Source organism: Aquihabitans sp. G128, from assembly GCF_019048865.1.
Classification (GTDB): domain Bacteria; phylum Actinomycetota; class Acidimicrobiia; order Acidimicrobiales; family Iamiaceae; genus Aquihabitans.
This window is the reverse complement of the sequence record NZ_CP077604.1, coordinates 1,919,891-1,935,967: the sequence shown is the minus strand read 5'-3', so window position 1 is coordinate 1,935,967 and position 16,077 is coordinate 1,919,891. Positions and strand designations below refer to the sequence as shown.

Sequence of the window (16,077 nt, the reverse complement as noted above, 5' to 3'; positions counted from 1 at the left end):
ACGGCGGAATCTGACGGTCCGTCAGATTAACCACCAGCGGGTCAGCAGGAGAAGGTGGCCTTCACCTCGCCGCCCCCGATGGCCTTGCCGCTGAAGGACCCGCCGCTGGCGTCGTGGGTGCCCGACAGCTCCGTGAGCGACTCGCTCGTTCCGCCGATGGCGTAGCTGGCCACGGCGTCGCCCGCCTCGGCAGCGAAGGCGCCGTCGTCCTCGGGCAGCAGGATGCCGGCGTAATCGGGCTTGGCGCCGGAGAAGTCCGGCCCGGTGATGACCCCGGCGTTGAGCGTGAAGAAGCCGCCGCTCACCTCACAGGTGCCGCCTTCGATGGTCTGGCTGGTCCCGGCAGACTCGAAGGTGACCGACGCCGAGCCGCCGCAGAACGTCTGGAGCACGCCGTCCTTGCCGGGCGAGTACTCCCCGCACCCGCTCGCCCCGCTGCCGCTGCCGCCCGACGACCCGCCCTTCGAGGCGGAGGTCGTGGTGGCGCCGCCCCCGCCGGCGCTGCCGCCGTCGGAGCTCGCCTTGTCGCTGCTGCCGCTGCAGGCGGCCAGGGTGCAGGCCAGGGCCACCGCGACGATGGCGATCCGCTGCTTCATGAGGTGTCTCCCGCTGTGTTCGATGCCCGTCGCCCGACGGGGCGGCGACAACGTACGCGGGCCGGTGGGCGTTCGTCACGTCCGGTCGGTAGCGTGGCCGAAACGAGAACGCGTTCTCGTTCGGACCAGCCAGGGGAAGCCGCCATGACCACGGTCGACTACGACATCTTCGACGCCGACAACCACTACTACGAGGCCACCGATGCCTTCACCAGGCACCTCGAGAAGGGCATGGCCAAGCGGACCATGCAGTGGGCCGAGGTCGAGGGTCGCACCCGCCTCATGGTCGGCGGGCGGGTCAACCGCTTCATCCCGAACCCCCGGTTCGACCCGGTCGCCCGTCCCGGCTGCCTGGACGAGTACTTCCGGGGCCGGTCGCCGGCCAACGACATCCGTGGCGCCTTCGGGGAGCTCGAGCCCATCCGCGCCGAGTACCGCGACCGCGACGCCCGCATCGCCGTGCTGGACGAGCAGGGGATCTCGGGCTGCTTCCTGTTCCCGACGCTCGGCGTCGGCATGGAGGAGGCCCTGCTGGACGATCCCGATGCCGCCCACGCCGCCTTCCGCGCCTTCAACCGCTGGGTCGACGACGACTGGGGCCTGCACTACCAGGACCGCATCTTCGGGGCGCCCTACCTGACCTTGCTCGACCCGGACCAGGCGCTCGACGAAGCCCGCTGGGCCGTCGAGGGCGGGGCTCGAGTCGTGGTGATGCGGGCCGGACCGGTCATGGCGCCCACCGGCGGCCGCTCTCCTGGTGACGAGCTCTACGACCCCATGTGGAAGGTGCTGGCCGAGGCCGGCGTCACCGTGGCGTACCACTCGGGCGAGTCCGGCTACGGCCGCTACGTGGTCGACTGGGGCGAGTCGGCCGAGTTCGAGGCGTTCCGCCGCACGCCGCTCTACGGCATCCTGACCTCCGACCGGGCCATCTCCGACACCATGGCCGCCCTGGTGTGCCACGGCGTGTTCCAGCGCCACCCCAAGCTCCGCGTCGCCACCATCGAGAGCGGCTCCGAGTGGGTGCCCACGCTGGTCAAGAAGCTGGCCAAGGCCCACTCGATGACGCCGGGCGCCTTCCCGGCCGACCCGGTGGCCACGCTGCGCGAGCACGTGTGGGTGGCGCCCTACTACGAGGACGACATCCGTGGCCTCGCCGACACCATCGGCGCCGACCGGGTCCTCTTCGGCTCCGACTGGCCCCACGCCGAGGGCCTGGCCGACCCCCGCTCCTTCGTCGAGGACCTGGCCGGCTTCAGCGACGACGAGGTCCGCCTCATCATGCGCGACAACGCCGAGGCCCTCAGCAAGCCGCCCGCCTGAGCGGCCCCCGCCCCTGGGTAGGGTCCGGGACCGTGGTCGACGACGACGTGTTCCCGGACCGGTCCATGGAGCTGCGCGACAAGTTCGCGTGGATGATCGAGACCAACGGCTGGCTGCTCGAGCCGGTGCCGGCGCGCACCGACATCGACCCGCCGATCCCCGGCTACAGCTACACCATCGGCTTCGAGCAGACCTTCGGCTTCCCCGAGGTCCTCATCGTCGGCCTCAAGCCCGTGCACGCCCGTGGGCTCGCCGGCCTGCTCGCCGACATGCTCCGAGGCGGCACCCAGATCCCGGTGGGCGAGCTCTTCCGCGGCCTCTACGACGGGGAGCAGCGCGCTGCGCTGCTCCCGGTTGAGGTCGAGCCGATGCTCGACATGTTCACCTCGGCCACCGCCTGGTACCGCGACGAGCCCTTCCGCGTGGTGCAGCTGGCCTGGCCCGACCGGGTTGGCTGGCTGCCCTGGGAGAGCGGCTTCGACCCTGCGCTCGCCGCCGTCCAGCTCGTCCTCGGCGACCCGCCCGCCTGAGCCGTGCCCCACGCCCGGCGCTGCCCGGGAGACATCTGACACACTGTCAGATATGGCTGAAGGCACCCCGTCCCCTTCGTACAACTACGCCGACCTCTGGGAGTCGGTGTGGCCCCTGGTGGCCGATCGCGAGGCGCTGGTCTGCGGCCCGCAGCGGCGCACCTACGCCCAGCTGGCCGAGCGCGCCAACCGCCTCGCCAACCACCTGCGTGCCGCCGGCATCGGCCCGGGCGACCGCATCGGGCTGTTCCTGCGCAACGACGCGGCCTACATCGAGGCGATGATCGCCGCGTTCTCGCTGCGGGCCGTGCCGGCCAACATGAACCACCGCTACACCGGCGAGGAGCTGGGCTACCTGCTCCAGGACTCCGGCGCCGTGGCGCTGCTCACCAACGAGACCCTCACCGGCGCGGTGGCCAGCGTGCCGGGTGGCGTCGACCACCTGCGGGCCCTGATCGTCGTGGACGACCCGGACCCCTCGGTGGTCGAGGGCGAGGCGGCGGAGCTGCCCGGCGCCGTCCGCTACGAGGACGTGCTGGCCGCGTCGACGCCCGACCCGGTGGTGACCGAGGGCCGCAGCGGCGACGACGAGTACCTGATGTACACCGGCGGCACCACCGGTCGGCCCAAGGGCGTGCTGTGGCGCCAGGAGGACGCGTTCTTCGCCCTGCTCGGCGGCGGCGACCCCATGCGCCTCAACGGTCCGATCACCGAGACGTCCCAGCTGCTCGAGCGCATCGTCCCGGGCTTCAGCTACATGCCGCTGGCGCCGCTGATGCACGCCGCGGCGCAGTGGACCACGTGGTCCTGGCTGCTCGCCGGCGGCAAGACCACCCTGCACCCGGGGCGCTTGGTGCCCGAGCGGGTGTGGCAGGCCGTGCAGGACGAGGGCGTCAACTCCCTCACCGTCGTGGGCGACGCGGTGGGCCGCCCCATCGCCGCCGCATGGGCCGCCGAGCCGGAGCGGTGGGACGCATCGTCGCTGTTCGCCATCGCCAACGGCGGGGCGCCCATGTCATCCACCCTCAAGGAGCTGATGGCCGAGCTGTTCCCCGGCCGTGCCGTGCTCGACGGGTTCGGCTCGTCCGAAGCCGGGGTGCAGGGCTCGCAGCGCATCGAGGCCGGCCAGCAGGTCAGCGGGCTCACCCGCTTCACCCCCGGTCCGCACACCGGCGTGTTCGACGAGGACTTCCGCCGCGTCGAGCCCGGGTCGGGCGCCATCGGCCGGGTGGCCAACTCCGGCCGCCTGCCCCAGGGCTACCTCAACGACCCGGTGAAGACGGCCGAGACGTTCATCGAGGTCGAGGGCGAGCGCTACTGCTTCACCGGCGACATGGGGACCGTCGAGGCCGACGGCACCATCCAGCTCCTGGGCCGCGGGTCGCAGTGCATCAACACGGGCGGCGAGAAGGTCTTCCCCGAAGAGGTCGAGTCGGCCCTGGTCGACCACCCCCGCGTCCTCGACGTCCTGGTGGTGGGCACGCCCGACGAGCGCTGGGGGAGCGCGGTCACCGCCGTCGTCGCGCCGAGCGACGAGGCCGACCCGCCCACCCTGGAGGAGCTCCGCGAGCACCTCCGCACCCACCTCGCCGGCTACAAGCTCCCCAAGCACCTCGTCCTGGTCTCGAGGGTCGAGCGCTCCCCGGCCGGCAAGGCCGACTACCGCTGGGCCAAGTCCACCGCCGAGAAGCACCTCACCGACGCCTGACCGACCCGCCCGGTCGAGCGCCCTCCGTCGGGTCGGCAGACTGGGCGGGTGGAGCAGGAGCGGACCTGGGTCGATCGGGAGGTGGCGGTCGAGCGGACGGACCTCGGGGGCGAGGCGTGGGTCGACGTGGCCCGACGCTGGGTGCCCGATGCCGACGAGGTGTTCGACCACCTCCTTGCCGAGGTGCCATGGACCACCAGCCAGCTGTTCCGCTACGACCACGTGGTCGAGGAGCGCCGGCTGGGCTCGTGGTGGAAGCGGGGCAACCCGCTGCCGCACCCGGCGCTGGCCGAGGCCACCCGGGTGCTGCAGCACCGCTATCGGGCCGAGTTCGAGGGCTTCGGCATGATCCAGTACCGCGACGGCGGCGACGGCCAGGCCTTCCACCGCGACACCGACATGCGCTGGCTCGACGACACGATCATCGCCGTGCTCACCTTCGGCGCCCATCGCCCCTGGCTGCTGCGGCCCCGGTCGAACCGCGACCGGGACCTGCCCGGCAAGGGGGCCACCCACGACCTCGCCCCGGCATCGGGCGACCTCCTGGTGATGGGCGGCCGGGCCCAGGCCGACTGGGAGCACTCGGTGCCCTACCTGCCGCAGCGGCGGGACCTCGGCCCACGGATCTCGATCCAGTGGCGCTTCGCCCGCAAGGTCGGCCGCCCCTTCCAGGGCGCGTCCTACCGCGCCCCCCGGACCTTCGGCCGTGGGTGAGCACGAGCCGGTCCGGTCGATCAGCGCCCTGACCCTGGCCACGGCCGACATGGCGGCCTGCTGCGCGTTCTACGAGGCCCTCGGCTTCGTGCGCCTGTACGGCGGCCCCGACGCCGCCTTCACCAGCTACCGGGTGGGCGGGAGCTTCCTCAACCTCCAGCACGTGGACGACCCGCCGCCCACCGGCTGGGGTCGCGCCGTGCTCCACGTCGAGGACGTCGATGCCCTGTTCGACCGCGCTCGCGCCGCCGGCTTCACCCCGTCGACGGCCCCGGCCGACGCCCCCTGGGGCGAGCGGTACTTCCACCTCTCGGACCCCACCGGCCACGAGCTCAGCTTCGCCCGCCCCCTCACCACCTGAGAACGCCGGTCAGAACGTGCCGTGGCGGCCCTCGCCGCGGGCGAAGCGGGCGGCACCCTCGAGGGCCTCGCCGCTGCGCAGGGTCTCGATGCCGTAGCGGTACTCGGTGACCAGGGCGTCGGGGACGTCCTGGGACCACTGCTCGTAGGACGAGAGGCGGTCGTTGCGCAGGCAGAGCTGGGGGAAGGCGGCCAGCTGGCTCGCCAGCTCCACCGCGGCGTCGAGCGCGGTGCCGGGCGGGACGAGGCGGTTGGCCAGGCCCATCGCCTTGGCCTCCTCGCCGCTGACGCCCCGGCCGGTGAGGATCAGGTCGAGGGCGTGGCTGTGGCCGATCAGGCGGGGCAGGCGGATGGTGCCGCCGTCGACGAGGGGCACGCCCCAGCGCCGGCAGTAGACGCCGAAGGTGGCGTCGGTGGCGGCCACCCGGAGGTCGCACCACGCCGCCAGCTCGATCCCGCCCGCCACCGCGTGGCCCTCGACCGCGGCGATGACCGGCTTCGAGAGCAGCATCCGCGTGGGGCCCATGGGCCCCGGGCCGTCCTCGGCCACCCGGTTGCCGCGCCCCTCGCTGATGCCCTTGAGGTCGGCGCCGGCGCAGAACGTGCCGCCGGCACCGGTGAGCACGGCCACCGCGACGGCGTCGTCGACGTCGAACGCCGCGAAGGCGGCCTCGAGCGCGGCCGCCGTCGGCCCGTCGACCGCGTTGCGGGCCTCGGGCCGGGCGATGGTGATCACGCGGACCGGGCCCCGGTCCTCGACCAGGACGGCGTCGGCCCCAGAGGCGGCGGCCACGCTCAGGCGCCGATCGGGGCCGTGGGGGTGAAGGTCACCGGCATCGACTCGTAGCCCGAGACGAAGTTGGCCGGCCGGAAGTGCGGCTCGTCGACCGCGGCCAGCTGGAGGTCCGGCAGGCGCTTCAGGAGCTGCTCGAACATGACCTTGAGCTCGAGGCGGGCGAGGGAGTTGCCCAGGCAGAAGTGGGTGCCGAAGCCGAAGGCGACGTGGTCGTTGGGCGTGCGCTCGACGTCGAAGCGGAAGGGGTCCTCGAACACCTCCTCGTCGCGGTTCGCCGAGGGGTACAGGAGCAGCAGCTCGTCGCCCTCCTTGATCTGCTGGCCGTTCAGCTCGACGTCGCGGGTGGCGGTGCGGCACATGTTCTTGATGGGCGACACCCAGCGCAGCATCTCCTCGATGCCCGTCGTCAGCTTCGACGGGTCGGCGCGGAGGATGTCCCACTGCTCGGGGTTCGACAGCAGCTGGTACATGCCGCCGGAGATGACGTGGCGGGTGGTCTCGTCGCCGCCGATGAGGATCAGCAGCGACTCGTGCACGAGGTCGTCGTGGCCGAGCTTGTCGCCGTCGACCTCGGCGTGGCACAGCACGCTCATGAGGTCGTCCTGCGGGTTGGCCGTGCGGTCGGCGATGACCCCGGTGGCGTACTCGGTGTAGCCGAGGAAGGCTTCGGCGGCGGGGCCCATGGACTCCTCGGTGCCGGTGAGGGCGGTGACCATGGCGTCGCTCCACTCGAGGAGCTTCTGGCGGTCCTCGGGGGCCACCCCGAGGTCGTCGCCGATCATGATCAGCGGCAGGGGGGGCGGCGAGGTCCCACACGAAGTCGCACTCGCCCTTCTCGGCGACCGCGTCGATGAGCTGGTCGCAGACGGCGCGCACCTCGTCCTCGCGGTCGCGGACCCGGCGGGGCGTGTAGCCCTTGTTCACCAGCTTGCGACGGCGCAGGTGCTCGGGATCGTCCATGTCGATCATCATCGGGATGGGCCCGTTGCCGGGCCGGATCCCGCCGGCGTTGGAGAACGTGCCGGGGTCCTTGGACACGGCGCGCAGGTCGGCGTAGCGGGTGACCCCCCAGACCTTGCCGTCCCAGTAGACGGGGGCGTTGGCCCGCAGCCAGGTGAGCTCGTCGTGGGGGTTGCGGCCCCAGAACTCGCCGCTGACGAAGTCGATGTCGTCACGGGTGGGGTGCTCGGCCACGGGGATCCTCCGTAATCTGACGGGTCGTCATATTGTGGTGGGCGTGAGCGTAGCGACCGAGGAGACCGAGCCCGAGGCCGTCGGCGGGCCGCCCATCCCGCTCGGCCGCCGGGTGGAGCTGCCCGGGCGGGGCACCACCTTCGTGCGGGAGGTGGCCGGTCCGCCGGGAGCGCCGGTCGTGCTGCTGCTCCACGGGCTCATCGCCAGCGGCGGGCTCAACTGGTTCCAGGCCTTCGCACCCCTCAGCAAGGACTTCCGCGTCCTGGCCATCGACCACCGGGGCCACGGCCGCGGCCTCCGGTCCTGGAAGCGGTTCCGCCTGGCCGACTGCGCGGACGACGCCGCGGCGCTGCTCGACGTGCTGGGCATCGACCAGGCGATCCTCGTCGGCTACTCGATGGGCGGGCCCATCGCCCAGCTGATCTGGCACCGCCACCCCGAGAAGGTGGCCGGCCTCGTGTTCTGCGCCACCAGCAACCGCTTCGTGCCCGGTGTCCGCGAGCGGCTGGCCTTCGTCACCGCCGTGTCGGCCATCGCCGGCAGCACCCGGGCGGGGCAGTTCGTCACCCGCGTGCCGCTCAAGCCGCTCCAGAAGCGGATCCCGAAGGCGGTGCGGGCCCGGCCCGACTCGCTGCGTCGCTGGGCCTCGGCGGAGATGCGCCGCCACGACGCCCGCATGGTCACCGAGGCCCTGGCCGCCACCTCGAACTTCGACAGCCGGAGGTGGCTGCACCAGGTCGACGTGCCCACCGCGATCATGGTCACCACCGGCGACCACGCCGTGCCGCCGCAGGAGCAGCTCCGGCTCCTGCTGGCCATCCCGCAGGCGTCGGTGGAGCAGTTCGACGAGGGCCACACGTGGTGCGCCAAGGCCAGCTTCGGTCCCGCCGTCGCAGCCGCGTGCCGCACCGTCGCCAACGGCTGACGCGGCCTCGCGTGCTAGAACGTGTTCTAGTTCTGATGGACCGTCAGGAGTTGCCGTGCAGATCGCGTTCACGCCCGAGCAGGAAGCCCTCCGCAAGGAGTTGCGTGCCTACTTCGCCGACCTGATGACCCCCGAGGTCATCGCCGACTCGGCCGCCGGGGAGACGGGCAGCCCCGCCTGCCTCGAAGCCGTCCGGCAGATGGGCTGCGACAAGTGGCTCGGCGTCGGCTGGCCCAAGGAGTACGGCGGACGCGGCTTCGGCCCGGTGGAGCAGTTCATCTTCATGAACGAGTCGTGGCGGGCCGGCGCCCCCACCCCGTTCCTGTCGGTCAACACCGTCGGCATGACGATCATGCAGTTCGGCACCCAGGAGCAGAAGGACTTCTTCCTGCCGAAGATCCTGGCCGGCGAGCTCCACTTCTCGATCGGCTACACCGAGCCCGCCGCCGGCACCGACCTCGCCTCGCTCACGACCAAGGGCGTGAAGGACGGCGACGAGTGGGTGATCAACGGGCAGAAGACGTTCACCTCGCTCGCCAGCTACGCCGACTACGTCTGGCTCGCCGTGCGCACCGACCCTGAGGCCACCAAGCACAAGGGCATCACCATGTTCCTCGTGCCCACCACCGACCCCGGGTACTCGTACACGAAGATCCACACGATGGTGAACGCCAGCACGTTCCACACGTACTACGACGACGTGCGGGTGCCCGAGAGCGCCATCCTCGGCGAGCTGCACGGCGGCTGGGGCCTCATCATCAACCAGCTCAACTACGAGCGCGTGGGCCTGGCCCCGCCCGGGATGATGGAGCGCAACTACGAGGACGTCCTGGCCTGGGCGCGCGAGACCACCACGCCCGACGGGCAGCGCGTGATCGACCAGGAGTGGGTGCAGCTGAACCTGGCCAAGGTCCGCTCCGGCATCGAGTACCTCACCCTCCTGAACTGGAAGGTGGCGGCCCTCGAGGCGGCCGGCGAGCAGGTCAACCCGGCCGACGCCAGCTCCATCAAGGTGTTCGGCACCGAGTTCTTCACCCAGGCGTACCAGCTGCTCGGCGAGATCCTGGGCCAGGCGGCGTACCTGACCGACGGCTCGCCCGGCGCCGCCCTCGCCTCGCGCATCAACCGCGGGGCCCAGGGCTCGCTCATCCTCACCTTCGGCGGCGGGGTGAACGAGATCCAGCGGGACCTCATCGCCATGTTCGGCCTCGGCATGCCCCGCATGCCGCGGATGTAGGAGACAGCCATGGACTTCGCCCTCAGCGACGAGCAGACCTCGATCCGCGACCTCGCGTCGCGCATCCTCAGCGAGCAGCTCACCCCCGAGCGCCTCCGAGACCTCGAGGCGGCCGACGAGTGGTTCGCCGCCGACACCTGGGCCGAGCTGGCCAAGGCCGACCTCCTCGGGCTGTCCCTGCCCGAGGCCCAGGGCGGCGGCGGCTACGGCTTCTTCGAGCTGGCCCTGGTGCTGGAGCAGGTGGGTCGCACCGTCGCCCCGCTGCCCGTGCTCTCCACCCTCGTGCTCGGCGCCCTGCCGATCGCCGAGTTCGGCACCGCCGACCAGCAGGCGGCGTGGCTGCCGGGCGTGGTCGACGGTTCGGTGCAGCTCACCGCCGCCCTCTCGGAGGGCCACGACGGCCTGCCGCCCGAGGTCCCCGCCACCACGGCCACCGCGGCCGGCGACGGCTGGACCCTCAGCGGCACGAAGCACCTCGTGCCCGGCGCCGCGCTGGCGGCGCGCATCCTGGTGCTCGCCCGCACCGGCGACGGCACGTCGACGGTCTTCCTGGTCGACCCGGCCGCTGCCGGGGTCACCGTCGAGGTGAACCACGGGCCGAACCTCGAGCCGCTCAGCACGTTCACCTTCGACGGCGTGGCCGTCGGCGCCGACGACGTGCTGGGCACCGTCGACGGTGGCCAGGCCGTCACCGCCTGGATCACCGACCGCGCCGTGGCCGCCTACTGCGCGGTCCAGGCCGGTGTGTGCGAGAACGCCCTGCGCACCACCGCCACCTACACCAGCGAGCGCAAGCAGTTCGACACGCCGATCGCCACCTTCCAGGCCGTCGCCCACCGCGTGGCCGACGCCTACATCGACACCGAGGCCGTTCGCCTCACCGCCTACCAGGCTGCCTGGCGCCTGGGTGAGGGCCTGCCCGCCGCCGAGGAGCTGGCCATCGCCAAGTTCTGGGCGGCCGACGGCGCCGACCGCGTCGTGCACGCCGCGCAGCACCTCCACGGGGGCATCGGCCTCGACACCGACTACCCGGTCCACCGCACCTTCCGGTGGGCCAAGCACCTCGAGCTGGTGCTCGGCGGGGGGACCACCCACCTGCGTAGGTTGGGGGCCCTGCTCGCCGCTGGCTGACCAGCGACAGGCGCACCGGCCCAGGGGAACCGGCCGGATCGCGCCTGCAGAGCAGGACTCGAAGACCGCCACATCCAATCTGACGCCCTGTCAGATACATGCCGCCCGGCGCGCTATGTTCGGCGCCCGAGCAAAGGGGAACGTGCTTGTGAAGACCCGAGTGATCGCGTTGTGCTGCATCTTGGCGCTGCTGGCGTCGGCCTGCGGCAGCCGTCTCAGCGACGGCGAGCTGGCCACCGGAGGGGGCACCGGCAGCGGGAGCGCCGCCACCTCCAGCGGCAGCGCCACCGACGGCCCCGGCATCACCAAGGGGTCGACCAAGGACGAAGGGCCCAAGGTCGGCACGCTCGACGTGCCGTGCGGCATGGCCGCCGACGGCAAGGCGTCCACCAAGGCTCCGGCCGGCGACGTCCCGGGCGTGACCGCCGACAAGATCAAGATCGCCGTGATCTCGGATCGGGCCGGCCAGGTCAAGGTCCCCACGATCAGCATCGAGGAGTCGATGAAGGCCTTCGTGGGCTTCTGCAACGAGTTCGGCGGCATCAACGGCCGCAAGCTCGAGCTGACCACGATCGACTCGAAGCTGTTCAACCACCTCGAGGCCACCAAGGAGGCCTGCAACGACGGCGTGTTCGCCATCGTCGGGTCCGGGTCGGTCACCGACAACTCCGGCGCCCAGGCCATGGTCGACTGCAAGCTGATCGAGGTCCCGGCCTACACCGTGACCGCGGCGAAGAGCCTCAGCGATCGGCTGGTGGCCCCGCTGCCCAACCCCACCACCGGCATCAACATCGGGCCGGCGCTCTACATCAAGAAGGAGCACCCGAAGGCCATCAAGAAGGCCGCCATCCTCCACGGCGGCATCGACGCCATCGACGTGCAGGCCGACCGCATCAAGAAGTCCTACGAAGCCCAGGGCTTCGACTTCACGTTCGACAAGCGCACCGGCGTCATCCAGGAGTCCTACACCTCCGAGGTCAAGGAGATGAAGGACAAGGGCATCGAGTACGTGACCATGGTGTCGGCCACCTCCGAGGTCGTGAAGGTCCTGCGCGACATGAAGACCCAGGGCTTCTCGCCGGAGGTCATCGACCTCGGCCAGCAGTACTACGACCCGGACCTGCTCAAGGAGCCCGGTGCCGAGGGCGCCCTGGTGCAGCTCAACACCGTGCCGTTCGAGGAGGAGAAGCAGAGCCCCGCCCTGCAGGCCTACCTCGCGGCGTACGACAAGGTGTCGGGCGACAAGCCCGAGCCCTCCTCGCTGGGCGTGCAGTCGTACTCCGCCGGCCTGCTCTTCGCCACCGCCGCCAAGGCCGCAGGCCCCGACCTCACCCGCGACTCCGTGCTCGCCGAGCTCAAGAAGATCAAGAAGTGGGACGGCGGCGGCCTCCACTTCACCTCGGACCCCGGCGACAACGCGGTGTCCACCTGCTTCATGTACGACGTGGTGAAGGGCGGCAAGTTCACCCGCCTCGAGCCGAAGAAGGCCACCGAGTTCACCTGCGACAAGGACTACGCGTTCGACCTGGACGACGACTACGGCGGCGGCGCCAAGGTCGGCGGGTGATCCAGCGGTGAACGACCTCCTGACCCTGCTGGTCCTCGGCCTCGTCAGCGCTTCGCTGTACGCGGTCGCGGCCAGCGGCCTGGTCGTGACCTACACGACCTCCGGGATCTTCAACTTCGCCCACGGCGCGGTCGCCATGTTCTCGGCGTTCGTCTACTGGCAGCTGAGCTCGCCGGACGCCTGGGACCTGCCGGTCCCGGTGGCCCTCGCGCTCACGCTCCTAGTGTTCGCGCCGGGCATGGGCTGGGCCATCGACCGCGTGCTGATGCGCCGGCTGCACGACGCCACGCCCATCACCCGGATCGTCGTGCCCATCGGCCTGCTGGTGGCGCTCATCCAGCTGGCCACCATCATCTGGTCGCCCGACAAGTCCCGCTCGCTGCCCCGCTTCTTCCTGGGCAAGAGCGTCGACGTGGCCGGCGTGGTGGTGGAGTACCACCAGCTGGTGGTGTTCGCCGCGGCCATCGCGGTGGCCATCGGGCTGCGCATCCTGCTCTACCGGACCCGCATCGGCGTGGCCATGCGCGCCGTGGTCGACAGCCGCGACCTGGCGGCGCTCAACGGGGCCTCGCCCGACCGGGTCTCGGCGCTGGCGTGGGCCCTCGGCTGCTCGCTCGCCGGGCTGGCCGGCATCCTCATCGCCCCGATCCTCACGCTCGACCAGACCCAGCTCACCCTGCTGGTCATCAACGCCTACGCGGCTGCCATGGTCGGCCGCCTGCGCAGCCTCCCCCTCACCGCCCTCGGCGCGCTCATCCTGGGCATCGCCCGGGAGGCCGCCAACCAGTACAGCGACTCGCTGCCGAACTGGATCACCGTCGACACGGTGCCGGCGATCATGCTGTTCATCGTCCTGATCGTGGTCCCGCAGGACAAGGCGGCGGTGTTCGGCACCCGCAAGGACCGCAGCCGCGTGCCCACGCCCAGCTGGCGCACCGTCGGCATCGCCTCGGTCGTGCTGATCGCCGTGGCCGCGTACCTGCCGGAGATCACCCGGGCGGTGGCGGGCGCCAACGCCAACCTGCAGGCCGGCGGCACCCTCGACGCGGTGGGCTACGGCCTCGCGCTCGGCATCATCGCCCTCTCGCTCGTGCCGCTCACCGGCTACGCCGGGCAGATCTCGCTGGCGCCGCTGGCCTTCGCCGGCCTCGGCGCGGTGGTCATGTACGAGTGGGGGAGCGATGGCAACCCGCTCGCCCTCATCGCCGTGGTCGTCATCTGCGGGGCGGTCGGTGCCCTGGTCGCGCTGCCAGCGCTGCGGCTGAAGGGCCTCTACCTCGGCCTCGCCACGTTCGCCTTCGCCCTCTTCTGCGAGAAGGCGATCTTCACCAACGTCGGCCAGTTCAGCGACTCGAACGCCTCGTTCAAGCGCCTGGGCATCGGCAGCCTGCGGGCGTCCAGCGACCGCGCCAACCTCGTCCTCATGGCGGTGGTCTTCGTGCTGTTGGCCCTCATGATCACCGCGCTCCGGCGCGGGACCATGGGCCGCCGGCTCCAAGCCATGAAGGACAGCCCGGCGGCGTGCGCCACGCTCGGCCTCGACCTCACCACCCTCAAGCTCCAGGTGTTCGCCCTCTCGGCGGCCATCGCCGGGCTCGGCGGCGCCCTGCTCGGCGGGTGGCGGGGCAAGGCCGGCCTCGAGCAGTTCTCGCTGCTCCAGGGCGCGCTGCCCGGCCTCCCGCTCGTGCTCCTCGCCGTGGTCGGCGGCATCGCCTCGGTGGGCGGCGCCCTGCTCGGCGGCCTGCTGCTGGCGGTGTTCCCGCTCATCGGCGTGGCGTTCCCGGCGATCAACGACCTCATGACCATCCTCCCGGGCCTGGCCGGCATCAGCCTGGCCTCGAACCCGGACGGCGCCATCGCCCAGACGGTCACCCAGGTGCGGGCCCGCCTCGATGCGCGCCGCGACGGCACCGAGCCCAAGGACACGGTCTTCGCCCGGGCCATGGCCACCCTGCTCCCGCCCCCGCCGACGCTGGTGCCGGAGCAGATCCCCATCGGCGGCGCGGCGCTGGGCGGCGACCTCGCCGCCATCGACGCCGAGCTGGGCCTCGACTGGGGACGGTGCCATGCCGATTCTTGAGACCACCGAGATCTCCGTCCGCTTCGGCGGCCACATGGCGGTCGACAACGTCAGCCTGTCGGTCGAGGAGGGCGCCATCACCGGGCTCATCGGGCCCAACGGCGCCGGCAAGACCACCACGTTCAACGTCATCACCGGCCTCCAGCCGCCCACGCGGGGCCGGGTGTCGGTGGGCGGCCAGGACATCACCAAGCTCTCCGCCCACAAGCGGGCCCGCCTGGGCGTGGCCCGCACCTTCCAGCGCCTCGAGCTCTTCGGCTCCTTGTCCGTCCTCGACAACGTGCTCACCGCCGCCGAGCTCAACCGGGTCGAGGGCCAGGACCCCGAGGCTGCGTCCCGCGCCCTGCTCGAGCGGGTGGGCCTCGGCGACCTCGTCGCCCAGCGGGCCGACTCCCTCTCCACGGGCAACGCCCGGCTGGTCGAGCTGGCTCGGGCGATGGCCTGCCGGCCACGGGTCCTCCTGCTCGACGAGCCCGCCTCGGGCTTGGACGAGGAGGAGACCAACCGGTTCGCCGAGATCCTCACGGAGCTGGCCGCGGAGGGCCTGGGCATCCTGCTGGTGGAGCACGACGTGCCGCTGGTGATGCGCCTCTGCCAGCAGATCACGGTCCTGAACTTCGGCAGCGTCCTGGCGGTCGGCACGCCCAAGGAGATCCAGACCAACGAGGCCGTGGTCGAGGCCTACCTCGGCCAGGGCACCGACGTCGGAGCCCCCGCATGACCGCCCCCACCGTCGACCCCGTGCCGGCCCAGGCGCCGGCGACCGAGCCCGGCCCGCCGCCGCTGCTCGAGCTCACCGGCATCCGTGCCTCCTACGGGCGCATCGAGGTGCTCCACGGCATCGACCTGGTGGTCCCGCGCGGCGAGGTCGTGGCCCTGCTCGGCCCCAACGGCGCCGGCAAGTCCACCACCCTGCTCGTGGCCACCGGCCAGCACCCGGCGTCGGCCGGCTGCGTCCACGTGGCGGGCCGCCACGTCAACGGGGCCAAGCCCGAGGACCTGGCCCGGATCGGGCTGTGCACCATCCCCGAGGGGCGCGGCGTCTTCCGCAACCTCACCGTGCGCGAGAACCTCCGCATGGCCAGCTACCGCGGCCTGCCCGAGCGCGACATCATCGACCGGGCCGTGGCCCGCTTCCCCCGCCTCGGCGAGCGCATCGGCCAGGTGGCCGGAACCCTCTCGGGCGGCGAGCAGCAGATGCTCGCCATGGCCCGGGGCCTCGCCACCGATCCCGCCCTGCTGATCATCGACGAGCTGTCGATGGGCCTGGCGCCCCTCATCGTGGCCGAGCTGTACGAGCTCGTGGCCGGCATCGCCCAGGAGGGCGTGTCGATCCTCGTGGTCGAGCAGTTCGCCCGCACCGTCCTCGGCGTCGCCGACCGAGCCGTGATCATGCAGCACGGCAACGTCATCGCCGCCGGTGTCCCCGCAGACCTCGAAGCCGAACTGTCGGCCGCCTACCTCGGAGCCCAGTCATGACCGATTCCCCGTCGACCGCAACCGCAGCCGACCGCCTCGAAGCGGGCGTCGCCGACGTGCACGTCCCCGAGCCCTCGGCCGACTCCGAGGCCCTGCTGCTCAAGCTGGGCCTGGTGCTGCCGGTCATCGGCGTGGTGCTGATCCTCATCGCCTGGTGGCAGGCCGCCGGCTCGAAGTACGTGGCCGACCAGATGCCCATGCTGATCTCCGGTGGCATCTTCGGCCTGGCCCTGATCATCGTCGGGCTCGGGCTGTTCATCCGCTTCTCGCTGGCCCGCCTGCTGCGCTTCTGGCTGGCCCGCCTGGTGGTCGAGCAGCAGGCCCAGACCGACCGCATGGTCGACGCCCTGGCCCGCATCGAGTCGGCCGTCCGCGATGCCACCACCGACGTCCCGGTGGTCGTCCAGGTCAACGAGAAGAGCGACGCCAAGGCCTGA

At 71.8% G+C, this 16,077-nt stretch carries 15 protein-coding genes and 1 pseudogene; 13 read left to right on the top strand and 3 right to left on the bottom strand.

What is annotated here, in order from left to right; translation table 11 throughout:
* Positions 1-41: 41 nt before the first annotated feature.
* Complete coding sequence (locus KSP35_RS09230; protein ID WP_217001145.1) at positions 42-596, bottom strand: hypothetical protein; 555 nt, start codon at positions 594-596, stop codon at positions 42-44.
* 144 nt (positions 597-740) lie between these two features.
* Between KSP35_RS09230 and KSP35_RS09225 the strand changes: the two genes are divergently transcribed.
* Genes KSP35_RS09225 through KSP35_RS09205 form a run of 5 tightly spaced genes read left to right on the top strand, consistent with a single transcriptional unit; the run spans position 741 to position 5,232 of the window.
* A complete protein-coding gene (locus tag KSP35_RS09225) occupies positions 741-1,919 on the top strand; it encodes an amidohydrolase family protein (RefSeq protein ID WP_217001142.1) in 1,179 nt (392 codons plus the stop codon).
* A gap of 32 nt (positions 1,920-1,951) precedes the next feature.
* Positions 1,952-2,449: a DUF4262 domain-containing protein gene (locus tag KSP35_RS09220; RefSeq protein WP_217001141.1), complete on the top strand. Its 498-nt coding sequence runs from the start codon at positions 1,952-1,954 to the stop codon at positions 2,447-2,449.
* Positions 2,450-2,501: 52 nt separating this feature from the next.
* On the top strand, positions 2,502-4,157 hold the full coding sequence (locus tag KSP35_RS09215) for an acyl-CoA synthetase (protein ID WP_217001139.1): 1,656 nt from the start codon (positions 2,502-2,504) through the stop codon (positions 4,155-4,157).
* A gap of 48 nt (positions 4,158-4,205) precedes the next feature.
* Entirely contained in the window at positions 4,206-4,871 is a 666-nt protein-coding gene (locus KSP35_RS09210; RefSeq protein WP_217001137.1) for an alpha-ketoglutarate-dependent dioxygenase AlkB, read from the top strand.
* Positions 4,864-5,232, top strand: a complete 369-nt coding sequence (locus KSP35_RS09205) for a glyoxalase/bleomycin resistance/extradiol dioxygenase family protein (protein ID WP_217001134.1) — start codon at positions 4,864-4,866, stop codon at positions 5,230-5,232. Before KSP35_RS09210 ends, KSP35_RS09205 begins: the two co-directional genes overlap by 8 nt.
* Positions 5,233-5,241: 9 nt before the next feature.
* Here KSP35_RS09205 and KSP35_RS09200 read toward each other — a convergent pair whose 3' ends face one another.
* Together KSP35_RS09200 and KSP35_RS09195 are read right to left on the bottom strand one after the other, a co-directional pair.
* A complete protein-coding gene (locus KSP35_RS09200; protein WP_254127063.1) occupies positions 5,242-6,024 on the bottom strand; it encodes a crotonase/enoyl-CoA hydratase family protein in 783 nt (260 codons plus the stop codon).
* Positions 6,025-6,026: 2 nt separating this feature from the next.
* Positions 6,027-7,221: pseudogene (locus KSP35_RS09195) on the bottom strand (cytochrome P450).
* 43 nt (positions 7,222-7,264) lie between these two features.
* Here KSP35_RS09195 and KSP35_RS09190 point away from each other — a divergent pair.
* The 8 genes from KSP35_RS09190 (at position 7,265) to KSP35_RS09155 (ending at position 16,077) form a co-directional block, all read left to right on the top strand.
* The gene (locus tag KSP35_RS09190; RefSeq protein ID WP_217001133.1) at positions 7,265-8,146 is read left to right on the top strand and encodes an alpha/beta fold hydrolase; all 882 of its coding nucleotides are present in this window, start codon (positions 7,265-7,267) and stop codon (positions 8,144-8,146) included.
* A gap of 55 nt (positions 8,147-8,201) precedes the next feature.
* Positions 8,202-9,383 (top strand): acyl-CoA dehydrogenase family protein, encoded by a 1,182-nt coding sequence (locus tag KSP35_RS09185; RefSeq protein ID WP_217001131.1) that lies wholly within the window; start codon positions 8,202-8,204, stop codon positions 9,381-9,383.
* A gap of 9 nt (positions 9,384-9,392) precedes the next feature.
* Positions 9,393-10,514: an acyl-CoA dehydrogenase family protein gene (locus KSP35_RS09180; protein ID WP_217001129.1), complete on the top strand. Its 1,122-nt coding sequence runs from the start codon at positions 9,393-9,395 to the stop codon at positions 10,512-10,514.
* A 148-nt stretch (positions 10,515-10,662) separates the two neighbouring features.
* Positions 10,663-12,081 carry an ABC transporter substrate-binding protein gene (locus KSP35_RS09175; protein ID WP_217001127.1) on the top strand — a complete coding sequence of 473 codons (1,419 nt, stop codon included), beginning with the start codon at positions 10,663-10,665 and terminating at the stop codon, positions 12,079-12,081.
* A gap of 7 nt (positions 12,082-12,088) precedes the next feature.
* Positions 12,089-14,161, top strand: a complete 2,073-nt coding sequence (locus KSP35_RS09170; protein ID WP_217001125.1) for an ABC transporter permease — start codon at positions 12,089-12,091, stop codon at positions 14,159-14,161.
* Entirely contained in the window at positions 14,148-14,882 is a 735-nt protein-coding gene (locus KSP35_RS09165; RefSeq protein WP_217001123.1) for an ABC transporter ATP-binding protein, read from the top strand. The genes KSP35_RS09170 and KSP35_RS09165 overlap by 14 nt, the downstream gene beginning before the upstream one ends.
* Positions 14,879-15,640 carry an ABC transporter ATP-binding protein gene (locus KSP35_RS09160; protein ID WP_217001121.1) on the top strand — a complete coding sequence of 254 codons (762 nt, stop codon included), beginning with the start codon at positions 14,879-14,881 and terminating at the stop codon, positions 15,638-15,640. The genes KSP35_RS09165 and KSP35_RS09160 overlap by 4 nt, the downstream gene beginning before the upstream one ends.
* Positions 15,637-16,077 carry a hypothetical protein gene (locus KSP35_RS09155; RefSeq protein ID WP_217001119.1) on the top strand — a complete coding sequence of 147 codons (441 nt, stop codon included), beginning with the start codon at positions 15,637-15,639 and terminating at the stop codon, positions 16,075-16,077. Before KSP35_RS09160 ends, KSP35_RS09155 begins: the two co-directional genes overlap by 4 nt.

Bases quoted from the DNA above. Each gene is read 5' to 3' on its own strand.
- KSP35_RS09225 (WP_217001142.1), top strand. From the start codon at position 741: ATGACCACGGTCGACTACGACATCTTCGACGCCGACAACCACTACTAC.
- KSP35_RS09165 (WP_217001123.1), top strand. From the start codon at position 14,148: ATGCCGATTCTTGAGACCACCGAGATCTCCGTCCGCTTCGGCGGCCAC.
- KSP35_RS09155 (WP_217001119.1), top strand. From the start codon at position 15,637: ATGACCGATTCCCCGTCGACCGCAACCGCAGCCGACCGCCTCGAAGCG.
- KSP35_RS09160 (WP_217001121.1), top strand. From the start codon at position 14,879: ATGACCGCCCCCACCGTCGACCCCGTGCCGGCCCAGGCGCCGGCGACC.
- KSP35_RS09230 (WP_217001145.1), bottom strand. From the start codon at position 596: ATGAAGCAGCGGATCGCCATCGTCGCGGTGGCCCTGGCCTGCACCCTG.
- KSP35_RS09215 (WP_217001139.1), top strand. From the start codon at position 2,502: ATGGCTGAAGGCACCCCGTCCCCTTCGTACAACTACGCCGACCTCTGG.
- KSP35_RS09180 (WP_217001129.1), top strand. From the start codon at position 9,393: ATGGACTTCGCCCTCAGCGACGAGCAGACCTCGATCCGCGACCTCGCG.